Below are 24,713 nucleotides of genomic sequence, written 5' to 3'. Positions count from 1 at the left end.
TCCTTAAAAGGTTTCTTCATTCCTCGGTTAGACAAAGGGGTAGATGATCGATTCGGCTTTGGTGTTTGCGATCTAGAAACCGCGCAACGGTGATTCATCAGTTCGCGTGAGCCATTCGATCAAACGTTGAATAGGGGCGAAGAAAAGTTACGCCGACAGCGAACCATCCATGCGCCGGCCACGGCAAAACAAAAAACCCGGTCGCGGCGGGCATGTGGTGCGGCGGCCATGTCTGTTCAAACGCGCACGGCGTCGTTGAAAACGCAGGATCACCACGGAACCCACAGGGATCGCGATGGATCGCAGAGGGATGCCGGGTGATGGGTTGTGTTGGTGGGGGAGTATTGTTAGAAAACACGGCAATTATACCACGCACGATTTTTCTAACAGCTGGTTCTTTCGGAAAAAAGTGTTTATTGGTTTTTCACGTGGATGTCCGAATCTTTATGAATCCACGGATAACTATCGGCAAATCACACCTTAACGTTTCTTCGGGTCAAGGAACACACCGACACGCCGGTCGAAGCAAAGTCACTTTTCCAAAAAAACACCCGGGAGCCATGCCGACGATTCCCGGCGCAGATGGAGATCCATCTCGCACACCCTTGGGTACCATCCACCGATACTTCTCAGGCGGGCGTAAACCGAAAACCTCCCTTTTACGCATGATCTGATGGCGATCACCGAACCAAGGGAGGTCCAAGGTGCCGAACAACGCGAACCCCGAACAAGCACTGATCTATCTCGCCCGCCTTCGCGGCGCAATCCGGCACCTCCACCGTGATCAACAGCTCAAAACCGAGGATTATCAACGCTGGGTCGCGCAACTCGATCAGGCCGACGACGCATCGCTAAGCCAACTCGCGCCGCTGGAACTCGAGCAACTGCTTGCTTCGCCGGTAATACCGCCCCTTTCGCTTGACCTCATGCCCCTGGTTGCGATTCAAAAAAAGGCGCGCGTCACAACCTGGATCCAACGTCACCATCAAACCCGCCGGGCAGGCGAAACCACCATGGCGGCAGGCGACCTTTTTCCCGAACAGCCCAACGCCCTTTTGCCGATCACCTTCTTTGATTGGCGTGCGGCGCAAAGCCGGCTTAAACAGTTGTGCGATGCGCTAAAAAATGGGCCGGACGTTGACCGCATCGACACCGAGGCCCGCGCTTTTTTTGAGGACGTTGCACCATGGCGTGCATGCACTCCCGCGCCCCTCGTCAAACAATCCATGATTGAGGCCTTTCTGGCCGCGACCTCCCTGCCTCAAGAAACCCAAGCCGACCTTCGTGAGGCGCTCATCGTTCGAGACGCCGGCGGCCCCGCGTTCGAAGCGCCACCGCCACAAACCACCCTCGCTATATTGAGCCGACGCCTGCCCGGCCAGGCATCGCTGCTTCGCCAATGGATGCAGGCACAAACCTGGGACGGACCGGAACGCGCCCAACTCGCGGCACGCCTGGGTATGGATCCAGTTGCGCAAGCCGATGAAATCAACCACGCCCTCATCGAGGCCATGAAGGGTGACGAAGAGGGCCGTAGCGCATTCATCGCGACCTGGGCTGCAGCATCCTTACCGCTGCGGTTGTTACAGGTGTATGTCGAAGAATCGGACCCGACCCGCCGTGAACGGCTGCAGCATGCCCTGGCAGCATGGCGGTCACTTGCCGGCCCCAAACCCATCGCATCCGATCCCCTACCGCTTGCGGCTCAATCGGCAATCGGGGGTTCGGGCGAAACCGAGATCATTGACCCTTTTTTCGACCAAGACAAAGACGAACTCGAGGATCTTGAAGCCTTGCGCGCGCCGGTTCGTCAACGGGACATCGAAGACACGGTTGTGGAAACCACAAGTACCTGGAACCTTTACCTGCGCCCTTTTCTCTCTGAAAACTGGCTCGGTTTGGTCGGGGCAGTCTCGCTCACGGCCGCCTGGATCTTCCTCTCCATGTGGCTGTGGGAAAAAGCGGTGGCGTTCCGCGTCCTCGCGGGCACGGTTCCCATCGCGATCGCCACGCTGAGCAGTGCCTGGATCACGGGTTTTCTCGCCAAACGCGAGGTCCACGGAACCTCGCCGCGCGCTACCGCGCTCTTGGCCGCCATCACCTTTTTGATGGCGCCCTTTTACCCACTCCTCAGTGCCGGGCTCACCGCCTCAAGCGAAGCCGGTAACATCCTGGGTTTCGGTCTCGGCCTGGGTTTCCTCGCCACCCTTCCGTTCATTGGGAAACGCATCGCCAAACCCTTCGGCACAGCACCGGTCGCTTACCTGCTCGCCGCCTCCGCCATCGCCTTGGTTCCCGGACCGTGCGCGCGCTGGGCGCCGACGTTTCTGGAGTTTGTCTTGCAGGTTTTGCCGATTGCGCTAACCGGCCTGGTGACTGCCGCGGCGAAGAAAAGTGCGCGGGCGGCGCCCGAAGACTTCGGCTATAACTGGATGATGCACGTCGGCCACGCGCTGCTTTCCACGGCCTTGGCCATGATCTTCTTCCGCGTCCCCCCGCAACTTGAAATGCTCGCGTTGCTGTTGCCCTTCATCGCCCTCGCACTAACAACCTTCCGCGAGCAGGCCCCCACCCGCTTGATCGCGGGCGCCACCCTCGGCCTACTCGGCAACCTCATCGCGCTCAGCCTGCAGCCGGAATGGCTGTGCCTGAGTCTGACACTGGGTGGCTTGGCTTGGTTCCGCGAGGCGCGTCACGCCGCCCGCCCCATCGCCCGAGAAATCGCGGCGCTGCACCTCTGCTTGTGGATTCCCGCCCTGGGCAATGCACTCGGCCTCACCTGGCCGCAAGCAGCACTGCTGATCATCCCTGGTTTTTTTGCGGGGCTTGCCCTGGAGCGCCGCCTCCAACAAGGCCCGCTACGCTTGATTTCGCTCGGCCTGGTCGGTGTCCCCATCCCGCTTACCCTGCTCTCGCTCCATCAGAACACCGCCCTTTTCCTTTACGCTACGCCGATCAGCCTGCTCTTTACTTGGTTTTGGGGCCATAGCCGCTTCCAGAACACCGATGAAAAAGGGCCGTGGCTTTGCCAACAAATCATGGTGCCCATTAGCCTGGCGGCCCTGCTGATAACCCCCCTGGAGGCGGCATACCATCCGCTCCTGTGGCCTGCCGCGGCAGCACTGCCGGCGCTGCTATGGCCGCTCTGGTCCCGTTGGGAGCGCGCGGTCTGGCTCCCACGTCAACGCGCGCTGCTGCGGTTGCTGTGGTTGATCCCCCTGACAACCGCGCTCGTTTGGGGCCTTTTCCAGGCACCTTCATTCAACCTGTTCGGTTTGATTTGCCTCGTTACCGCGGCGGCAACCGGCGCGGTAACGGGCTTCAGCGCCGCCCGCCAAAGTCAATCGCCACTCCCCGCCTGGGCGGCCTTTGCCGGCTGCGCCCTGGTCGCCGAATGGTTGCGCCGAGGCTTGGGCTTGGGCCCCATGGGCGGCTTACCCCCGGCCCTTGCCGCGGCCGGCCTGTATGGACTCGCACAAGCGGTTCGAACCACCACTTTCGGCAAAACAGCGCCGACCGAAACCTTTTCGTTTTCGCTCCCGTGGCAAGCCACATCGTGGCTGCCACACACCCTCCTTGGCGCGGCCGGGGTTTTACTCCTACCCGCAACCGGCCGCGCCTTTTTTTATCTGGGGAACCTCGCGGAGACGCTGCCCAATCTGCTCGCGTTGTCCCTGGTCTGTGGGGTGCTTTACGCCGCGGCCCACACCGAACGCAAACCCAAGCTCGGTTACGCGGCCCACGCCTACACCCTCGCCCTGACCCTCATTCTTTTGGTGTACCTGCCGGAATACCGCGGCTTCGTCATCCTCGCCTGTTCGGCGCTATTCCAAGTCGGCGCCGGCTGGGTCGCGCGCCGCCGCGACCGCTTCAAAACCACCTTAATCCCGCTCCTTTTCCCCCTGGCCCCGACGCTTGCAACCCTGACGATTCCGTTAATCGCGGGATCGGTGGCCCATGCCTGGCACGGTGATCTTCCAGCGGTGCTGCTGCTTATCGCGGCCCTCTTCTTTTTCACGCACGCGTTCCGCGACAACCGATTGCATCACCTTTACGATCACACCGTCCTTGGCTTGGCTTTCCTTTTTTGGGTTCGCCTGACGACCAGCGATGCGTGGCTCGCGTTTTTCCCCTGGACGGCCGGCCCCCTGCTGCTTCCCCTCTTCACACTGATCAGCTTTATCGCGGTGCTCCATTTCCTCCGCCCAATCAGCATGCGCCACCCGGCGCTTTGTCCCGCGAATTACCGCGCCGCGCTTAACCTGTGGCGACCCGCGGCGCCCCTCATCGCCGCCGCCCTGCTCCTGAGCCAACCTTTTGTCATGGTTGATACACCCCTCCCCCTCTGGTCCGCGCTCTGGCTCTGGGTCCTTCTGTGGGACGACTTCCGCACGCCGTCAGGCACTCCCCAACTGCCGGAACGCCGGATATTTCGCGAATTCTTCGGGTTTACCCGCGTTTTGGTTCTTTGTTTCCTGGGCTACCGCATCAGCAACGATCCCTTCATCGGCTTCACCCTCGGTCCCTGGCTTTTTGCCGCGAGCGAATGGATGCGACACCGGGTCTTGCAAAAACAAGCCAACCAAACCCCGGCGCCCGATCCCCTCCTGCAGGACCGTGTTTTACGGAACCTTTTTCCCATCATGCTCGGCTGCCATTTGTGGTTTTGGATCGTTGCCCTACAAACCTCGCGGGCTCAGCCGCTTGCCTTACTCCCACTCTACGGCTTGCTCCCCCTGGTATTCCTTACCGCCGATCGGCTGGCGAGCCGGGCACTTTTCACCCTGGGTCTGCTGGGTTTCGCCTACGCCAACATCGCGGCGGCGGTTCAACTCCAACCCATCCACTTTCCGAATTTGTCAAGCGGGCACCTTTTGACAGTCGCCCTGGTTATGACCCTAACGGCTTTGGGCCTGGCCGCCCGACTGCTGCACAAGGAGGCCCGTTCATGAACCAAGCGCCCACCGTTCCGGGATCCCCCGATCTGCACAACCTCTTGCAGCGTGCCCTCACCCTTTGCGGCTTGCTGATTTTGCCATTGTGCTTCGCCGACCTGCTCCTCAACGGAACCCCGAACCAAATCCTTCGCGGCGACCGGCTCCTCGGCCTGGGCTCGACCTTGACAACGTGGGTTGTGTTGCGGCTGAGCCTCCCGCGCACATCGAAAACGGCCGGCTTCCTCCGACACGCGGTCGCCACCCTTTGTCTTTGGAACCTCGGCCTGTTCTTGCTGCCCGGGGAATCCACCTGGTTTTATGTGTTGGTCACCCCGGCTTGTGTGTTTTTGTTGCTGAGCGAACGTCACTCCAAGGTCGCGGCAAGCCAAGGTGACCGGTTTGCCGCGGTCGCCGTATTCGCTTGGGTTTTGGCCGTGTTCGCCGCGGACGCCGTTTGCCGCCTATGGCTCGGCGCACGTTTCATCAAAGCAAGCCCCTTTGCCCACGACACACCCGTGGTTCTGTTGTGTGGCTTGGGCCTGCTCCGCCTCGCGGGTCGCCTGGGTCGCGTCGGCGTCGCCCGCATTTCTCACGAGGATTCGTCGCGAGAAGCTGAAAGCCTTGTGAGTACGAAGATTACGACCAAGCGCAAACGGAGCGGGGCCGACCTTCGGCGTAGCAGCGCTACGTCGAGTATTGCTCGACAGAGTAAAGCGGATGGCCGCCCCCCTCGTAATCGCATGGGTTTCATGCTTCGCAGCAGAATTCCTTGTGAGAAATGCGGGCTAGCCCTGCTGGGTAGCGCGCTGGTGGGTTTGGCCGCACTGCTCACCGCGGTTTCGCTGTCCGGCGGTGTGCTCTCCGCGCCCATCACCACACTCCTGGTGGTGGTGATCTTACACGCCCTGACGGCGCCGCTATTGTGGCCCGAAACACCGCCGTCCTGGTTCACCAGGTTCACCCATCTCAACCATAACGAAGCGATTCGTTTCCGAGGCCTGCTCTACGGCCTGCTCAATACGGTTCTCCAAAGCGCCGCGGTTTTGATTTTGGTCAAGGGCGCCCCCGATCCGCTTAACGCCCCAATCTTGGTTCTGATCGCGGTGGGTTGGCTACACGCCTACCGCCACCTTTCCCTGGCCGCGGCCGTATCCCAAACGGCGCTCTTTTTGTTCCCCGCGGGTCTCTGGCTTTTTCCCACAATCCCCATCACGCTGCTTTTCCTCGCTTGGTGCGTCCTGCTGGGCACCTGCCTCGCGGTACGCCGCCACCCCCGCCCGGAGATCCGACGACGTCTGGTCAACCCGGTGATCAGTTTGGTCTTCACCACGGCCTTCATCCATTTGACGGTAACGTCGTTCCCATCGCCGACGGCGCTGTGGATTGGCGCGGTTTTCGGGATGATGTGGTTGGCGTTACCCGAACGCCCCTTCGCCACAATCCCCTTGCGATTCAGTCTCCAGAGCTGGACTTTGATCACCTGGTTCGCGGTTAGCTGTCTGTTCCGCGGCTTTAACGCGGACCAGCTTATGCCTTGGTCCATGGCACTCGCGTTGCCACTGTTGCTGTTGTTGGTCCCCGCGCCCCCGCGTTTCGCGGCCTTAGGCGCCGAGGCCGGTCGCGCCGGCTTCGGCCTCGCGGCAACCGCGCTCCTCATTGCCGCGGCAGCTTTCGTGCTGCAACCCCATCGGTTTGAAGCCCGCCTCCTCCCCTTGCTGCTGCTGTTAACGGTGCCTGCCATCGCCGTCGCCTTTTTCCTAGGCCGCGCGATGGAAGAACAGGGTCGTTGGCAGCGAGCCGCCGCCTGGGCGACGGAGATCAGTTTGTGGCTGCTGTTCGGCGCCGTTCGCCGCTACCTGGATGTGCAGCAGCTTCTCGCGCTCGGCACCCCGCTCGACGCCTACCTGTTACTCGGGATCGGCGCGGTTGCGGCGGGCATTCGCGAGGTGTTGCAGCGCCAAAAACACGCCTTGCGCGGCACCCTGCAACGGGCCGCCCACCTCTATGCCTTGCTCGGCTGGGTGGTGGTGATGTGGATGGGTTTCACCCAGGACGCGTGGCACCACGGCGCCATGGTTTCCCTCCTGCTCGCGGGCATGTACTTCGCCTACGCACGCACCCAACACCGTCGTTTGATCCTGGCGGCGGCGGGTTTCGCCAACCTCGGCCTGGGTATCTTCCTCTCCAATCAAGGCATGCATCACGCACTATTTTTTGTGGTTCCCGCGGCCGTCACGGTCCTCGCGCTCACCCAAGTGCTGCGCGACGAACTCGACGAAAACCAGGTCAAACTGATTCGCCTGATCACCTGCTTGGTGTTGTTGTGCACCTCGGCCTTTTTCAACCTAATCGACTTCCGCGATTCGCCGTGGTTCCCCGTCAGCGCCGCAATCATCGCCGCGCTGGGTGTGGTTGCCGGCATTAGCCTGCGCATCCGCATCTACCTCTACCTAGGGGTGGGCTTTTTCATGCTCAACATCGTCACCACCCTGGTCCATATGGTGATGCTGCAACCACCCGATGCCGTCAAGTTGGCGGTCGGCATGGTGTTCCTGGGCTTGGGTTGCCTGTTCACCGGCAGTTTCCTGCTATTCCAAATGAAACGCCGCGAACTCCTGCGCCGCTACCAAGCCCTGCGCCTGGAACTGTCCGGCTGGGAATAACCCCGGTTATCGATTCACCCCGATAAGCCGGTCTTCCTTGGGCGCGAAAACCTTTGTCCAAAGCAGTGCAAACCTTGAGTAGCTCGAAACTTGGGTTTCCAAATGCTACAATGATGTTTCCCACGGATAACCCTCTAAGGAAGAAGCATGAGCGGAGCAGACGCGGACAAACCGCCCGTCATCGGCTCGCGCGTCGGCCCCTATCGCATTGTGCGCGAATTGGGCTCGGGCGGCATGGGTGCTGTTTATTTGGCCGAACGCGAGGACGCCGTCGTGCACATGCAGGTCTGCGTCAAGCTCCTTCACGCCCATCGCACCACCCCCGACCTGCTCAACCGTTTCCAGCAGGAACGCCAACTCATGGCCAACCTCAACCATCCCCACATCGCCACGCTCTACGACGCGGGCCAAACCGAGGACGGCCGCCCTTACATCATCATGGAGTACATTGAGGGACAACACATCGACACCTGGTACCGGGAAACCCGCCCCGAACCCCCCGTCCTACTTGAAACCTTCCATAAGGTTGCCGAGGCCGTCGGCGCCGCCCACGCTCAAGGCGTGATTCACCGTGACATCAAACCTCAAAACATTCTGGTGACCCGCCAAAACATTCCCAAGTTGCTTGACTTTGGTATCGCCCAACTCGCCGACACCCCCGCCGCGGCAACGCTTCAAACCCATTGTTTCGGACCCATGACCCCGGCTTATGCGGCACCGGAACAGCTTCAGGGTCTTGCCGTCTACCCCACCACCGACATTTACGCGCTCGGTCTGGTCCTCTTGCAACTGCTCAGCGGAAAAACACCGTACGAACTAGGGTGCAGCCCGCGCGAAGCCGTCGACCACCTCGCGCAGGGCCGTTGGCGGCAAGCCATGCCCCCCAATGGAAAAGACGCCTTGGACATGATTGCCCAGGCCTTATTCCCAACCGTGGATTCAGGCGCGGCCGGCCCATCGCAAACCCACACCGCCGGCACCTCCGAAACCGAAACCAAGGCCGAAAAAACCGATTCGTCGGATCACGCCTTCCCCGCGGCGCTCGCTTACGTCCTGCGTCGCTGTCTCGCCGAATGGGGCCACGCCCGGTTTGTGGACGGCAACAATTTGGCCACCGCGCTGAAGCAATTACAAACCCAGTTACTGCAAAAAGGTGGTCTGGCAACAACACCGGGAAAAACCTTGGACGCGGTCTTTTGGTTCCACGAACGAGATGCTCAATCGGTGGCACGCATCGCCGAACAGCTCAGAACACGGGGGGTAGCGCGGATTTGGCCCTCACCCAAAGAATCGGCGGGCGGCACGCCCAGCAACCGTGCTTGGGAAAACGCGATGGCCAAAAGTCAGGCCTGTGTGATTTGCCTGGGGCCGGGATCGCACACACCGTGGCAAGCCCAGCCCGCTTTACGCGACGCCCTCGCGTTTTACGCCCACGAACTGTTCCTTGTCCCCCTGCTCCTGCCGGGAGCCGCATTTCCAAGGAAGCAGAGTGCGTTGCCTGGATTTTTGCGGGACAGGCAATGGTTGCGTGCCGGCGATGCCGGTGAAAGAAACTTGGACGCGTTGGTCGCCGCCGTACGCGGCGGAAAACCGGCCCCGACGGCGGCGCGACAACCAACCGGGATTTGCCCTTTTCGCGGCTTGGAGGTCTTTCGCGAGGAAGATCAGCATCTCTTCTTTGGCCGCGAGGCCGTCAGCCAACAAGTCTTCGAGCACCTCGTCGCACAAGGTTTTTCGGCCGTGATCGGTCCATCTGGGAGCGGCAAGTCCTCGATTATCCAAGCCGGGGTGGTCCCCTTGCTGCGCGAAACCGACACCACAATTATGATGACCGCACCCGGCGCATCGCCCCTTGCTGAAATCGCTTTTGGTTTTAGTGCGCACCTCCGTGACTTGGGCAAATCCGCCCCAGTTGAACCGCTGCACCAACGCCTTTGCGCCTCCCCGGAAGCCTTGTTTTCCATCACCCGCGAAATACTTACCGCGAGCGGCAATTCCCGATTCTGCCTGGTCATCGACCAATTCGAAGAATTGTTCACGCTGGCGGCACCAGAAGAGACAGGTGCATTTTGCGAGGCCCTTTGCCAAGCCGTCGCCAAACCCGAGGGCGGCTTTCAGGTCTTGCTCACCATGCGCGCCGATTTTTTGGGCAAATGCGCCGCCTACCCGGACCTCAACAAATACGTTGTCGAGCACCTGATCCAAGTCGAAACCATGCATCGGAACGACCTCATCCGTGCGATTGAGGAACCCGCCCGCCTGGGCGGCTTGCAATTGGAGACCGGTTTGTTGGACCACATGCTCGACGACCTCACCGGCGCCTCTGGAGAGTTGCCACTGCTGGAACATGCATTGTTGGAACTGTTTGAGCGACACGAGGACGGTTTACTTACCTGGTCGGCCTATCAGGCCGTCGGCGGGATCGCGGGCGCACTGGCACGCAGGGCGGAACAGGCCTTCGCCGCCCTATCCCCCGAAGCACAACAGGGCCTGCGCAAAATGTTCACCCTCTGCTTGGTCCACCCCGGCGAAGGCGCCGAGGATACCCGTCGCCGCGCCACCCGCGCCGAATTAATCGCGGTCGGCGGCGCCGGCGCGGAAACCCTGATCGACCGCTGGACGGCCGCCCGGCTGCTGTCCGGTACCCACGACGCCACCCGTGACATAACACTGGTCGATGTCGCCCACGAGGCCCTCATCCGCAATTGGCGCCGTATCGGCGAATGGATGACGGAAGATCGCGAAACGGCGCGTCTGTTCAACCGATTGCGCCACGCCGCTGCTGAATGGGACGCGGTCGGGCGCGACGACGACCACCTTTGGCGCGGTGGTCTGCTGCTCCCCATGCGTGACTTAGCCACGAGTCACGGCGATCTGTTCGGGCCGATCGAAACGGCGTTTGTCAAGCGGTCAATTCAAGCCGAAGCCCAAGAAAACCAATGGAAACGCCTGCGGTGGATGATGATGAGTGGTTTGGGTTTGGCGAGCACGGTCCTGGCCGTTTTTGCATTTTGGCTTTTTTTCAAGTCACAGCGATCAGAAGGCGACGCCTTAGCCGCCAAAGAACGCGCGGAGTGGGCACACACCCAGGCCTTGATGGAGAAACAGCGGGCGGAGGAGCAAACGCTGACGAGTCACTACCACCTGGCCCTGGCGTTTAATGAAAAAGCGGGCATCGCCTTGGAAGACGGGCACACGATGGAAGCTTGGCTGTATACACTGGCCGCGCTCAGCCAAGAAATCCCGAGCCACCAAACCCTTCCCGAACCGGTCGGCCGCTTCGGCGACCCGCGTTTGGCAACCAACAATCCACTGCTGTGGACCACCCCGGCGGCACCGCCTTTGGCCAAGGTCGCGGCCGATTCGGCCGGACGGGATTTGGCATTGGCCGACCGACAAGGTTTTATTCGCTTGATGGACCGCCGCACGGGTCGCCAACGCGCCTTGCTTGACCAAGCGCATCACGGCATCTCGGTGTTAGCCTTTAGCCCCGGCGGCACCACCTTGGTTGCGGGTTCACCCCATGGCGAGCTGTACTTCTGGCACCCGGACCAAAACGGCATCCACCTCTTTCCCGGTCGTCACGAGGGCCGGGTTACCGCGCAGGCCTTCACGGAGGACGGGCGCCGGCTCGCCTCCGGCGATGAATTAGGCACCATTTTGATCCACAACGTGGGTGAAAACATCCTCCAACGACGCTATCAAGCCCAGGGTCCCATCAACCTGCTCTTGATCACCAAAAGCAGCCTGTTTTTCACAAACAAGGCCGGCGAACTGCTTCACCTCAACCAAAACGCGCCGGAAACCCAAGAACCGAAAGGCCTGAAACGACCGGGTTCGGCGCCGGTCGTCGGCCTTGCCCGCAACAAACACGGCGGTGTGTTAAGTGTCGATAAACACGGAGGCCTCGCCCATTACAGCGCCGCGGGAACCCTGCAAAAAACCCAACAGCTCAACTCCTCGGTGACATCCACCGTCACCACGGGCTCGGGCCGGTTGATGGCTATGGGAGACGGCCCGGCGGGCCCCTGGCTGTGGGACGGTCGCACGGGTGAGACACGCCCCGTGACCGTCCCCCACGGTCTACAGCCGGCGGCGTGGCGCGACAACACCCTGATCGGGCTTGACGAAGACGGGCGCTTGCACCAGATCGATGCCGACGGAAAAGAGGTCACGACCTTGATCGGCTTCACCGACACGGTTTGGGGTGTCGCCATTTCGCCGGACGGCGCCACCTTGGCCGGCGCATCTTGGGATAAAACCCTGATCCTGTTCGACCTAAAAAGCGGCCGCCAACGCGCGATCCTGCGCGGCCATAGCTCCCACGTGGTTGGGGTTGCCTTCTCCCCCGACGGTACCCGCCTCGCCTCCGCCTCCGCCGATCACACGGTGCGCCTGTGGGATATCACAACACCGGGAAGCCAAACAGCGCCGGTCGTCCTTCAGGGCCACACGGGCGCGGTGATCGAAGTGGCTTTTTCACCCGACGGCACCCGCCTCGCAAGTGCATCACGCGATCACACCATTCGTCTCTGGGATCCAAGGGTTCCCGCCGAACGCGCCGCACGCGGGGTCTTGCGCGGTCACCAAGGTCCGGTGGTCGGCCTCGCTTACGCCGTGGACGGTACCCGGCTGGCTTCAGCCTCCGCCGATCACAGCGTCCGCCTTTGGGATGCCGCCGCGCCCGCCGAGCACGCGGCACGCCAGGTGTTTAAAGGTCATACCTCGAGCGTGGTCGACGTCGCCTTTGCCCCGGACGGCCATCGGATGGCCTCGGTTTCGGCCGATCAAACCATTCGCCTCTGGGACACGCGTCGCCGCGCGGAACGCGCCCTACAGGCGGTGTTCGAGGGCCATCACGCCGGTGTATATGGGATCGCTTTTTCCCCCGACGGCAGCCTGCTCGCCTCCGCTTCCGCCGATCAAACCATTCGCCTTTGGGACCCGGACGCCCCCGCGGCCCAAGCGGCGGTCGCGGTTTTGTACGGGCACGGCGGCAGCGTTTACGAGGTTGCCTTCTCGCCGGACGGCGCCCGCCTCGCCTCAGCCTCCGCCGACCATACGCTGCGCTTATGGGATACGGCGCCCACCGCGGTTCGCAACGAGCAGGCGGTACTAGGCGGACACGAGGCAAGTGTCTATGGAACCGCGTTCTCGCCCCGGGGCAACCAACTGGCCTCCGGTTCAGCCGACCAAAAAATTCGGATTTGGGACCTCGACCTGGCCGCTGACACCAGACCGCGGTTGCTGCGGGGCCACAAAGCAGAGGTTTGGGGCCTTGAATTTTCACCCGACGGCACGCGGCTCGCCTCAGGCTCCGACGACACCACGGTGCGCGTGTGGGACCTCACCACGCCGCCGGAACATGGGAAACACCAGGTTCTGCGTGGGCATACATCCAGCGTCTACACGGTCGCCTTCTCACCCGATGGTACCCAGCTCGCTTCCGCCTCAGAGGATCACACGGTTCGCATTTGGAATTTGGCCGAACCGGAAGCAGCCGCGAAGGTCCTGCGCGGGCATTCCGATTCCGTGGCGGGTGTCGCCTATTCGCCGAGCGGTCGTTTGCTTGCCACGGCTTCCAGTGACCATACGGTCCAACTTTGGGACGTCGCCGCACTGGCCGGAACCAACGAACCGAGCGTCTTACGCGGCCACAGCGCCAGTGTTTACGGGGTGGCTTTTTCTCCAGACGGCACGCGTCTGGCCTCGGCTTCCGCGGATCAAACCATCCGCCTTTGGGATCCCACCGCCACCCCGGACCGGGCGGAACGCGCGGTCCTGCGCGGACACACGGCCAACGCCTACGGGGTGGCCTTTTCGCCAAACGGGCACATGTTGGCCTCGACCTCGGCTGACTTTACCGTGCGCCTGTGGGACGCGCACAGCGGCCGCCTGCTGGCGGTCCTGGCCGGTCACCAAGGCGAGGTCAATCTGGATCCTTCTTTCAACGCCGACGGCACCCTGCTCGCCAGTCCGTCGGACGATCAAACGGTACGTTTATGGCGGCTGGACCGCCTGCGCCTACCGCCGCCGGATGTGCCGCCGCACCAATGGTACGGCGACCTTTTAAGCCGCGCGCTTTACCAAACCGGCATGCGCCTGGACGGATTTCAACTGGTTCCGCAACCGCGATTGCGTTTGCAAGGGGTCGCACGTCCCTTGCAGCCCTCCTCCTGGGAACACCTTGATCGCCCCTACCCGCCGGGAGTGGACCGGGTGCGCTGGCTCCTGGAGGGGGAAACCAACCCTGAAGATCGCCGCCCCGAATCAAACTAAGGCATTTCAAAGGTTTGCGGTTCGGGAAACACCAGGGTGAAATCTTCAATGCGAAATGCGGCGAGCACCTGGCGCGCCGGCATATCGGGAAAATGATCACCATCAAAAAAGATCGGTTCGAAATGGACAAGCCGCGCGCGGCCTTCGCCCGACAGAGAAAACACAAAGGTGGTGTCGTTGAGAACTTGGCCCAAGGTGCGGAAAACCGGGGCAATCCAGAAGGTGTTCACGGGAAATCGTGGGCCAAAAGGGGTGAAACGCATTTGGGCAAAGGTTTGGCCGGCGGAACCCACGGTTACGATTTCCGAATGCAAGCCGTCTTCTTGAAAAGAAAAGTGCGCCAATTCCTTGGGGATGCCCCAATTGCGACGACCGTCTTCCAGACTTTGTTGAGAATCCACGAAAATCTTGGTGATGCTGAAATGCCGCCACCCATCCATAAAACGAAAATTGCCAGGCATATAGAGAAGCTCACCATAGGGTCCCACCGGTGATTCGCGGTAGTCGACGAGCAACATCAGGTTGATGTCGTTGACGTAGGAATCCAAAAGCTCAGCCGGAATGGCGGCGTCGTCTAGGTTCGTTGCGGTGCTTGATTTGGTCACGATGAGGTAACCGTCACCGCGCAAGATCCAGGGTGGATCCACCCCCACCGTGATCGCGGTTTCACCACCAAAAACCAAAAAAACCGGGGCAAGAAACAGGGCAAAAAGGACGGAAGAGAACCTGGGACCGTTCATGTGTACCTCCCGAAAATAACCCGCATACCAACCGCATGAACAGCTTCCAGAAGGCGTTGGTTCCGCGGGGCACGTTTATTTAAGCGGGAGGCCGCGGACGGCACAACTGAAATTTGACGCACGTGTCAACTAAAGAGGCTCCTGAGATAATTAGGACGGTTCATCATCCCAGGATAAGGCGCTCATGCGCCAACCGTCGATGGCGCGAACGAACTGAATGGTTTTCATGCCCTCGGCTTGGAAGGGGGTGCCGTTAAGCAGGCCGGCCTTGCGGTAGCGGCAAAAGCGCTGGGCGATCCCGCCGAAGATCTCGGTCCGTTCCCAGAGTTCCTCCTCGGTAAAGGCCTCGAGACCGCCGCCACCCAGCAAGGTTTTGCGTGGTTCGACAAATTGCTGTACGTTCATAATTTCCGGTTTGGGTCCAACGTTTTTAATGATCAAACCTTGGGGAATAAAGAGGTCGTAGATGACGTCCAGGTCGAGTTCACCCTGTTCGTTCCGAGAGAACGCGAGAAAAAACCGGCGCACGAGATCGTCGAGGATCGGTTTCGGGTCCATGCCGGGCTCCTTCATTGGCAAAAGCGGTTAAACACGATATCGGCGAGGTCTCTGTTAAAAAACAGCTGTTTAAAAAGACACACTCAAACCCAGCTGCTTCACTTGAAAAGTAAAAACACCTTCGCCACATCGAAAACGAAAAACAAGTGCGCCCGGAGGGATTCGAACCCCCGACCTATCGCTTAGGAGGCGATTGCTCTATCCAGCTGAGCTACGAGCGCATATCGGTTTTTAAAGTTGAAAAACCATAGCGCGCACCGTGGGGGCTGTCAAGTTGAGATGACGGAGCCGCCGAGGCGCCGCCGTCATCTCGCGGTACGCCGCTTAGATTTGGGCAATCGCCTCGATTTCGACCAGTACATCCTTGGGCAGACGCGCCACCTCAACGCAGGAACGCGCGGGTTTGTGGTTACCGAAAAAGTCGGCGTAAATCTCGTTGATCGCACCAAAATCGTTCATGTCTTTAATGAACACCGTGGTTTTAATCACATGGGCGGGGGAGGCGCCGGCTTCTTTTAGGATCGCGCCCAGGTTGGCGAGGCACAGGCGCGTTTGCGCCGCAACGTCGCCTTCGCCAACCAGTTGACCGGTCGCGGGATCAAGGGCGATCTGGCCGCTGGTAAACAAAAGTTGGCCGGTTAGGTTGACTTTACGGGCTTGTACGTAGGGGCCGATAGCGGCGGGCGCCTGATCGGTGTGGATTGCTTCTGACATGATGTCTCCTCTTTGCTCGGGTTCAACAACTGCCGCCACGCGCATCGCGGGCGGGTTTGGTTACCGTGGATTTGTCCGGGGGAACAGCGCAAAATCGGCAGATTTTACCATGCATTCCGTGCAAAAATCAGGCGCCCCCCACCCAAACCGGGGGATGCTCGAATTGCCATTGGAGGAACTTTTGTCGACGCCCATTTCCAACCCGACCGAACACCATGCCGCCCGACGCGCCGCCTTTCGCGCCGAGGCCGCCAAACTGGACCGCATCGACACCGCCGTATATGCCGAATACGGCAAAGATCCCCTCGAGCCAATCATCGGCGGCGGCCCGCGCGACGCCCCCTTCGCCGTGTTCGGTCGCGATCCCGGCCGCGACGAGGTGCGCCACGGGGTTCCTTTTATCGGGGCCGGCGGCCAGAAAGTTCGCGCCGAGTTGTACCGCGCCTGTACCGGCGAGGACCTGCCCGATTTTGAAGCCTCACGGGTCGTCGGGGAAAGAGTATTTTGGGGCAACACCTGCCCCTACAAACCGCTGGGCAACAAAGCCTGGTCGGTGAAGGTCAAAAAAGCGATGTGGCCGCTGATGGCTTCCGTTCTGCTCGAGGACTGGGACGGACATAAGGTGATCACCTTGGGCCGCGAGGCCTTTTTCTGGTTTGGGCTGATGTCCGACCGACCGACCCGTCAATCACTCGAGGCCTTTTGGGCCCGCGAGGATCGCTTCGAAAGCGCCTTTCCCTTTGAACTGGTCTTGGGCGCGCAACGCAAAAAGCTCGAAATACAACCCCTTCCCCATCCCTCACCGCTGAACGCCACCTGGTACGGGCGCTTCCCCGGCCTCCTACAAGCACGCTTAAAAAAAATGGGCTGGCCTGGCAATCGCTCGGTTTAAAGGCCACAAGAACAGACACTCGATCATAATGAAGGACGCGTCGATCATTTTGATAAACTAATTTATTCAACAGGCATCGACCAAACCCACACCCAGTCGACAGACCACTCAAAACAAATAACTTAAGTCGAAAAAACCAATCCTGGCACAGGTCTTGGTATTAGGGAAAGCGTTCGAGACATAAACCACGGAGGTTTTCCCCATGAAACGCTGGACCCTTTCCCTTCTCGCTTTCCTTTCTTTGGTAACCGTACCCACCCTCGCCGCCGATTACGCCATCGACGAGCACCATGTGTTCGCCACCTTCAAAGTAGAGCACCTCGGCATCGGTTACGTGGTCGGTCGCTTTAACAAAATCACCGGCAACGTCAATCTTGACAAAGGACAGATCGACATCACCCTGCACGCCGACACGGTCGATTCCGGGCACCCCAAACGCGACCAACACTTGAAAAGCCCCGACTTTTTTAACGCCAAACAGTTCCCCAAAATTACCTTCAAAAGCAACAAGGTCACCAAAACCGGCAAAGACCGTTACCGTGTCGAAGCAACCATTACCCTGCTCGGCAAAAACAAACCGGTCACCCTGGAACTGAAAAAAACAGGCGAGGGCAAAGATCCCTGGGGCGGTTACCGCATCGGTCTCGAATCAACCTTCACGGTGAAGCGCGGCGACTTCGGCATGACCTTCATGGCCGACGGCATCGGCAACGAGGTCGAAATGTACTTCTCCGGCGAAGCCATTCGCAAATAACCAACCACCGGGCGGCGCGGTACCACCGCCCCCGGCCAATCATCCCACCTTTTCTTCCTTGAATCATCCTCGGCCGCCTTCCCCTGCGCGGGGTCGGCGGCCCATTTTTGATGCAAAAAGGGCGTGTAACCCGGAAAACCAGGTACACGCCCATGCGTTACGTTAAAGCGATCAGGCCGGGTACTACAGCTCGGCCAAAGTGTACTTGCGGCCCTTGTTCTCTTTTTTGAGGTAGTCCATCAGCGGCGCGAAGTAGGCCAGCATGGGTTTGGCACTGATTTCCTCGCCCAGGTGATCCCGCATGACCTTGCGCCAATCCACCACCGCACCCGTTTTGAGAATGCTGTTAATGAAGGCGCCCACTTCTTTGCTGCCGTAGTAGTTGGTCGCGCGGGGATCCTGCTTCAGGATCTCTTTGGCGATGTGGGCGTGCAACTGGTGCAGGATGATGTAGGAAATGGCGTAGTCATAATACTGCGCGGCATCGTTGTTGATGTGGGTTTTGGTCGCGGCGTCACAGTACATTTCGCCACGTTCCGCGGGCGGCACAATACCTTGGAACTTTTTAACGTAGTCCCACCACCGTTTGTTGTATGCGTCTTTCGACAAATCGGTCGCGTACAGGTCATGCTCAAAGTGGGTCATGGTACCGGCCGAGAAGGGAATGAATACCACCATACCCAAGGCTTCCTTGAGCAAGATCTTAACCTCGTCGGTTTTGGCGTTGCCGTCAATCAAATTTAGGTTGGCCAAGAAGGGCTTCTGCATGGAAGCCATACCGAGCAGACTGCCAACCGCCTCGTGGAAACCGCGGTTGGCACCGCCGCGCAACAGGGGCGGTACATCGGGGTTGGTATAGGCGATGTAGTAATAGATATGGCCCAACTCGTGGTGGGTCGTTTCGTACCAGCGCGCGTTGGGCTCCACACTCATCAAGCAGCGCACGTCGTTGTCGAGGTTCATGTGCCAAGCAGAGGCGTGGGTGTTTTTCTTGTAGGGCGCATCAAGGGGCAGCGGGTACAGCGACGATTTGGTGTAGAAGGATTCGGGCAGCGGATCGAAGCCCAGACTGACGTAAAAACGCTCGGCCTGTTTGATCAACCATTCCGAACCTTTTTCCTTCAGCACACCGTCCAAATCAATGCCTTCCACCTCGACCATGTTGGCCCAGTCCTGACCCCAACGGTTGGGCAACCAGTGGGCGGGCAACTGATCGGGTACTTCCTTGGCGCCGTACTGTTTGGCCAGTTCGTAACGCGCCCAGGTGTGTAACTCGCGGTACAAGGGACGCAGTTCTTTCATGAACTGGACGTTCATCTTCATCATTTCGTCGCGGGTCATGCCGTATTCAGAGACCTGGTAATCAAAGTAGTTGTCGTAGTCGAGCGCCTGGACCGTTTTGTTGCGCAGTTCAACCAGGTCCACCAAACCGGATTTCAGCGTCTTGCCCACTTCCTTTGAAGCGTTCCACGCCTTGAGGCGTTCGGCCAAATCGTCGCTGGTGGTCAAAACGCGGTCGATATCGTTGGGCGACACTTCTTTGCCGTCAATGGTGAAGCTGAAACCAAACAACGCGCTGTTTTGCGCGGTTTCGGCGGCGATGCGTTTGGCGACCAAATCGGGAACGGTCTGCGGGTTGTTGCCCGCGTTGTAGAGAATCGCCTCGAGCTGGGTGACCTGCAGATCGGTAAGTTTGTCTTTGTGTTTCAAAAAGTGGCGCGTCCGTTCGATCACTTCAACGGACCCGGTGTGACGGGCAAAAGCTTCGCCGGCGATCTGATTGAGATCGTCGATGACCTTAACCCCTTCAAGGATCACGGTATTAGACGCCCACTGGGCCTCCGCGCTCAACTGGTAAATATCCACATAGGTTTTGGTGTACTGATCGATAAACGCTTGTGCCTGCTTGGACACATCTTGTGCCTCAGCGGCAAAACCGGAACTGAGCGTGCTCAATGCAAAAAGCATCATGATAAGCAAGCGGGACAACATAGATGGCTGGTGCATGGAAAAATCTGCCTCCCATAGTGACTTGGTAAACCCCTCATTGCGGGGAGAGCCGGCAAAATGCGGCAATGACTTTTTTTCTTCTTTTCGCGGCTGAAAAAGCGCGGACGCATCCAGGGGAACCCCCGAACAACGCGGAACAATGGAACGGGCGGTGTGAACCACACGGCGCGGACCAAACCGGTACGAACGATGGCTAACCGGTGATGGTATCGATACATGCCTCGGCGGCGAAAGTCGCCACAGTATAGCACCAAAGCGCGCCCACCAAGGGTTTACTTGCGTGGCGGCGCGTGTCGCCGACCTTGTAAAACACGGCGTTTCAAACGGCGCGCGTCCGTCGAACGCCTCCCCAGTAATCACCGCACCGAAACCCACCGGGAAGTGTTTTGATTTCAAGCCCGTGTCTCGTTTCGACGATGTCAACTGAGGCGGCCGCCCCCTAATTTGTTCCCAAGGAAGCCACAAAGCACACGCGGTTCCACCACAATCAATGATATGATTGAAATCACGCTTTCCCAAAAAAGACGAACCATCGCCCACAACTTTTCGGACCGCTCAGACCCGCGAACAACCATAATTCACACCGCATCTGCAAACACTGCTCGCATCGTAAAGCCTTTTCCGGGAACCCCTTTTCCCGACTTATGCCGCGATGCCGCGCCGGTGTGGATGGGTTCAGGGTGACGGGCGGCCCTTAACGCGGCACGGGTTACAAGAAGGGGTCCTCACTTGGTTGAACAAAAAGCGCTGGACGAGAAACTGGAACAGCTTCGCCATGAATACGAACGCTTGTTGCCGCGGAAGCTCATGAAGATCAAAGAGGCATGGCAAGACCTCAGGACCATCCCCCTTGAGGAAAGCAACCTCAAGCTGCTTTACCGGCTGGTCCACAGCTTGGCCGGCTCAGGTCGCACCTTTGGCTTTTCTCTGTTAAGCGAGGTCGCCCGCGAGGTGGAAGGTCTGTTAGTTGAAGCCGAGGAAAAGGGCTTACCGATTACCGAGGAACTCAGCCGCCGTATCGAAAACCGCCTCCAAGCCCTCGGCCAATCGGTTCAGCACAAGGACCCTCATGTCGAGCCGATCAACCTCGCCAAGCTCCAGCTCCAACAAGACCCCATCGGCAGCCACGCCCGTTTGTTCCTGATGAGCAACGACGCCATCTTCTCGCAGCGCCTGCGCGCCCAGCTCAATTATTTCGACTTCGATATCTCGCTTTTCCCCGATACCAACAGCTTGTTGGCGGCCTGTAACGAGGAACATGGTCCCGCGGCCGTCATTTGGGACCTCGGCAACAGCGATCTCGGTCAGTCACCCGCGCCCACCGTCAAAATCGGCAACCGCACCGTCCCGTCGATTGTGTTGATCCCTCGCGGCCCGGACGCCGGCCAATGGCTGCAAGCGATCCAAGCAGGCGCCGCGGCCTGCTTCGCCAAACCCCTCAACATGGGACGTTTCATCGAAAAACTCCACGAAATGGTCAGCCCACGCCAAGAGGAACCCTACCGCTTGTTTATCGTGGATGACGACAAAGTACTTTCCAGCCACATCGCTACCATCATGGAGAAGGCGGGCATGGTCGTCCAAGTCCAAAACGAACCGAACAAGGCCCTGCAACCCCTCTACCGCTTCCGGCCGGATCTGATCCTGATGGACCTGCACATGCCGCAATGCTCGGGCCTGGATTTGGCGCGCGTGATTCGGCAACACGAAGAATTCGTGTCCACCCCCATCGTGTACCTCTCCAGCGACACCCAAATCAACAAACGGCTTGAGGCGCTTGATTTGGGGGCCGACGACTTTCTCATCAAACCCATCCCCTACCGTTACCTTTACTTTTCATTGTCGTCACGGATGCGCCGCGCCCGCGCCTTGCGACGCTACATCGAATGCGATTCCTTAACGGGCCTGGCCAACCACACCAGTTTGTGGCAACAAATGAGCCGGGCATTGGCCAAAGCCGCCGGCAACGAACAAAATCTCTCCTTCGCCCTTCTCAATATCGACCATTTCCACGATATCAACGAGGACCACGGCCACGCCGCGGGTGATCGCGTCTTACGCAGTTTGGCGCTGCTCCTGCAACGCCGGATTCGCACCTTCGGTCGTATCGGCCGCTACGGCGGCGAAGAATTTGCCATTGTCATTCCCAACCAAAGCGAACGCGCCACTTTTGAGATCATTGAGCAAATTCGCGAAGACTTTAGCGAAATTGTCCACGACCTCGATCTGCACGCCTTCCACACCACCCTCAGCGCCGGCATCGCCAGCTTTCCCCGCTTCAAATCGGCCCGTCAAATCTCCAAGGCCGCCGAGATTGCGCTGATTACCGCCAAAAAAACAGGCCGCAACAAAACCCTCATCGCCCCGCGCAACCTGGACGAACTCAAAGAGCAATGGCCGGAGAAAAGCGCACGGGAGGAAGAGGCGGCGGGAACCTCCTTCCTGTCCCAACACGGCGAGATCTCCTTAACCAGCGACGACAGCGCCAATTTCACCCCTTTCTCCTTGAGCGCCGACGACGATACCTTCTCCTTCGACAGCGTGGCCGTTCCCTTGGATGAACACCACCAGATCGTAGAGAACCCGGACCCCAAGCAACCTACCCCGAAGACACCACCCATGCGCAACGGCGAGGGCGACCCCATTCGGGTCGTGGTCGTCGACGACGAACGCGAAATTCGCGAAATGATCGCCACAACCTTGAGCGAACTCGGTTACGACGCGGTGGCCTGCGCCGACGGCGACGCCGGTTACGACGCCTGCATGGAGCACAAACCCCACGTGCTCATCACCGACTTACTCTTGTTTCCCGGCATCCATGGTTTCGAACTCTGCAGCCTCGTCCGACAGTCACCAGAACTCAAGGACACACGCATTTTGGTCATGACCGGCGTCTATAAAAGCTACCGCTACCGATTGGAAGCACAGGAAGCCGGCGTGGACATTTTTATGGAGAAACCGCTTAATATGGAGCAGCTCCTCGGAAATGTGAAGCAGCTTGCGACCCATCAAGCAACCCCTCACGGACGGTGAACTACCCGTGTCAGCATTGCGAAACATATTATGTATAGAAGACGATCCCGACATTCAGATGGTGCTTAACTTGGCCTTAACCGAGCTAGGCGACTTAACCGTGGCCTTTTGCAATACGGCAAAAGCAGCGCTCGAAACCCTTGCTAAAACGCATCCAGACCTGATTTTGATGGACTTGCGTCTGCCGGACAGCGACGGCCACGATCTTTTCCACAAAATCCAGGCGATGACCGAGAGCAACCCGGTCCCGGTGGTGGTGATTACGGCGGCCCGTGCCTCCCGTCTCTCCGAGGAGATCGCGGGCCTCATCCACAAACCCTTTGATCCGATGATCTTGGCCGAGCAGCTCGAGACCTTTTTTCACGCCTTTCACAAAGCGCGATAAAGATTACTTATGCCGGTAAAGAATGATCGAGATATTGTCGGGTTTGGTATAGAGCGGTGAGCCCGAGGTATTCCACTTGAGATTCGCCTCGATGCAACGGTTGTACAAGGCGTTGAGCACCTCGCGGTCGTCATCGAACTCTTCAAATACCTCGAAAATTTCATTGGGGTGAAGGGTTTCCAAACCGTCGGAGGCCAGCACCAATACATCGTCTTTCTTCAGCGTTAGAAAGGCGGGCATCCAATAAGGATCGTAGTTGCGGCCGATGGCGTTGGAGATGATGTGCCGTTGGGCCAGGTACTGCTCGTCGGCAAATAATTTTTTCAGTTTCTCCAAATCGAGCCACTGACGGTTTTGATCCAGCAGACGCAGTTCACCGTCACGCAGGTGGTACAGCAAGACGTCGCCGACCTGACCAATTTCACAGCGATTGTTTTTGATGCTTACCGCGGTGACGGCGGCTTGGCTGATCTCATTAGGGAAGGTCGCAAACTCGGGTACCTCGACCTCGAGTTTCTCACCCAAAGCCAAGAGAACCTCAACACTTTCGCTAAACACTTCTTGAATGGTTTTCTCCGGGTGACGGTCAAACAGGCTGAGGATGACAAAACTGGCGACCTCGCCGACCAGGCAATCGCCGACCCCGTCGCAACCGACCAACAAAAGTTCGTCCTCGCGTTCGAAAATGCCGATGCCGTCTTCGTTGACGGACTTGTAGTTCACACCACGAGAGGTTAAGCCCTCGGCCAATTCACCGATCACATAGCCGTTCTCATTACCCGCGCAGTAGCGGTCCGCGGGCTCTCGCTCCATCATGCGGTACAAAATCCGCGTGGCCATACGCTTAAAAATCAGGTTTTTCGATTCACTTTCAACAAAGCGAAACCAAGTGTAACTGTTCATTTTAGAAGCGATATGTTTGAGATACACCTGGGAATAGTGACCGAACAACTCGCTCAGACTCGGGTAATTCATGCTGGGAGGCAGGATCTTGGAAAAGTCTTCGGACGATAGCGTGGGGATTTGAATGGGTGTTTTCCGCATCCTGACTCCAAAGTAAATGTCATAGTAGATGAAGCAATGGGCTATTCTATCTGCCGACAACCAATTTGAAAACGAAAATCACCGTTTTCTGTGCAGGGACATTGCCGAAGGTTCGGTTCTTGCCTGAATTCAGACCCCGGTCTGAAATCCGTGTGATTGCTTCGTTTGCCCTAAAAACCTCGCACCGGCCCGCGGCCGCGACAACGCCGTCGAGTGCATTCGAATTGCGCACACACCCGCGGCGTATCCGATCCCGAAACGACCCGACCAACCGGGTCACCTCGGCGACCGGTCATCCTGGTGAGGACCGTGGGCAGGCGTTCACCCATGTAAACGAAACCCCAACACGCGACGCGGGTTTAAGAAAGACGGCGCGACAACCGATAGATGCACCATACCCAAAAATCACTGCACGATCAGGAAGGGAGCCCCCATGTCCGAGGACAAAAATCTCATTACCCAAAACGAAATCGACGAGCTCTTCAAAATCCATGAACTCATCGCCGACCAGGAAGACGCGGAAAAAAGTCTCTCCCTGGTGGAGGAGATCAAGGGTGCCATTCTCGATTCCGGCAAACTGACCCTTAAAGAGTGGAAAAGCCTGCGTGAACGCATTCGCGAAATTGAGGTCTTAATCCCCGCCATCGATATGATCATCAGCCTCAAGGATCCGCGAACCACCGCTAAGAAGTCCTAGGAACCGG

13 protein-coding genes and 1 tRNA gene are annotated in these 24,713 nt (G+C 59.0%); 8 read left to right on the top strand and 6 right to left on the bottom strand.

All coding sequences use genetic code 11. The features are described 5' to 3' along the window. Positions 1 to 704: 704 nt before the first annotated feature. The 3 genes from J3U88_RS30675 to J3U88_RS30665 all read left to right on the top strand — a co-directional run bounded on the left by J3U88_RS30675 (position 705) and on the right by J3U88_RS30665 (position 13,879). Positions 705 to 4,952, top strand: a complete 4,248-nt coding sequence (locus tag J3U88_RS30675) for a hypothetical protein (RefSeq protein WP_207862839.1) — start codon at positions 705 to 707, stop codon at positions 4,950 to 4,952. Continuing rightward, positions 4,949 to 7,600, top strand: a complete 2,652-nt coding sequence (locus J3U88_RS30670) for a hypothetical protein (RefSeq protein ID WP_207862838.1) — start codon at positions 4,949 to 4,951, stop codon at positions 7,598 to 7,600. Before J3U88_RS30675 ends, J3U88_RS30670 begins: the two co-directional genes overlap by 4 nt. 147 nt (positions 7,601 to 7,747) lie before the next feature. Beyond that, complete coding sequence (locus J3U88_RS30665; protein ID WP_207862837.1) at positions 7,748 to 13,879, top strand: nSTAND1 domain-containing NTPase; 6,132 nt, start codon at positions 7,748 to 7,750, stop codon at positions 13,877 to 13,879. Here J3U88_RS30665 and J3U88_RS30660 read toward each other — a convergent pair. The 4 genes from J3U88_RS30660 to J3U88_RS30645 form a co-directional block, all read right to left on the bottom strand. Next, positions 13,876 to 14,619: an acetoacetate decarboxylase family protein gene (locus J3U88_RS30660; protein WP_207862836.1), complete on the bottom strand. Its 744-nt coding sequence runs from the start codon at positions 14,617 to 14,619 to the stop codon at positions 13,876 to 13,878. The two genes, J3U88_RS30665 and J3U88_RS30660, sit on opposite strands and share 4 nt — an antisense overlap. A gap of 150 nt (positions 14,620 to 14,769) precedes the next feature. After that, positions 14,770 to 15,177: a hypothetical protein gene (locus J3U88_RS30655; protein WP_207862835.1), complete on the bottom strand. Its 408-nt coding sequence runs from the start codon at positions 15,175 to 15,177 to the stop codon at positions 14,770 to 14,772. Positions 15,178 to 15,324: 147 nt separating this feature from the next. Beyond that, a tRNA-Arg gene (locus J3U88_RS30650) sits at positions 15,325 to 15,398 on the bottom strand. A gap of 103 nt (positions 15,399 to 15,501) precedes the next feature. Next, positions 15,502 to 15,894 carry a RidA family protein gene (locus J3U88_RS30645; protein WP_423842098.1) on the bottom strand — a complete coding sequence of 131 codons (393 nt, stop codon included), beginning with the start codon at positions 15,892 to 15,894 and terminating at the stop codon, positions 15,502 to 15,504. Positions 15,895 to 16,072: 178 nt separating this feature from the next. Here J3U88_RS30645 and J3U88_RS30640 point away from each other — a divergent pair, with 178 nt between their 5' ends. Together J3U88_RS30640 and J3U88_RS30635 are read left to right on the top strand one after the other, a co-directional pair. Next, positions 16,073 to 16,783, top strand: a complete 711-nt coding sequence (locus J3U88_RS30640; RefSeq protein WP_207862833.1) for a uracil-DNA glycosylase family protein — start codon at positions 16,073 to 16,075, stop codon at positions 16,781 to 16,783. Between the two features lie 202 nt (positions 16,784 to 16,985). Next, complete coding sequence (locus tag J3U88_RS30635; protein ID WP_207862832.1) at positions 16,986 to 17,537, top strand: YceI family protein; 552 nt, start codon at positions 16,986 to 16,988, stop codon at positions 17,535 to 17,537. Between the two features lie 183 nt (positions 17,538 to 17,720). Here the strand turns inward: J3U88_RS30635 and J3U88_RS30630 are convergent, their stop codons facing one another. Next, positions 17,721 to 19,544, bottom strand: a complete 1,824-nt coding sequence (locus tag J3U88_RS30630; protein ID WP_207862831.1) for a M2 family metallopeptidase — start codon at positions 19,542 to 19,544, stop codon at positions 17,721 to 17,723. 732 nt (positions 19,545 to 20,276) lie between these two features. On the opposite strand from J3U88_RS30630, the gene J3U88_RS30625 reads away from it, so the two are divergent. Both J3U88_RS30625 and J3U88_RS30620 read left to right on the top strand, forming a co-directional pair. Further along, positions 20,277 to 22,580, top strand: a complete 2,304-nt coding sequence (locus J3U88_RS30625; RefSeq protein ID WP_207862830.1) for a response regulator — start codon at positions 20,277 to 20,279, stop codon at positions 22,578 to 22,580. Positions 22,581 to 22,587: 7 nt separating this feature from the next. Further along, a complete protein-coding gene (locus J3U88_RS30620; RefSeq protein ID WP_207862829.1) occupies positions 22,588 to 22,965 on the top strand; it encodes a response regulator in 378 nt (125 codons plus the stop codon). A gap of 3 nt (positions 22,966 to 22,968) precedes the next feature. Here the strand turns inward: J3U88_RS30620 and J3U88_RS30615 are convergent, their stop codons facing one another. Next, the gene (locus tag J3U88_RS30615) at positions 22,969 to 24,009 is read right to left on the bottom strand and encodes a PP2C family protein-serine/threonine phosphatase (protein ID WP_207862828.1); all 1,041 of its coding nucleotides are present in this window, start codon (positions 24,007 to 24,009) and stop codon (positions 22,969 to 22,971) included. Positions 24,010 to 24,442: 433 nt separating this feature from the next. On the opposite strand from J3U88_RS30615, the gene J3U88_RS30610 reads away from it, so the two are divergent. Next, positions 24,443 to 24,706: a hypothetical protein gene (locus J3U88_RS30610; RefSeq protein ID WP_207862827.1), complete on the top strand. Its 264-nt coding sequence runs from the start codon at positions 24,443 to 24,445 to the stop codon at positions 24,704 to 24,706. Positions 24,707 to 24,713 lie beyond the last annotated feature (7 nt).

Origin of the sequence: Acanthopleuribacter pedis, assembly GCF_017377855.1 — a bacterium.
Lineage (GTDB): Bacteria > Acidobacteriota > Holophagae > Acanthopleuribacterales > Acanthopleuribacteraceae > Acanthopleuribacter > Acanthopleuribacter pedis.
Note: the sequence above shows the minus strand (reverse complement) of the source record. Positions and strands in the feature narration are given on the sequence as shown.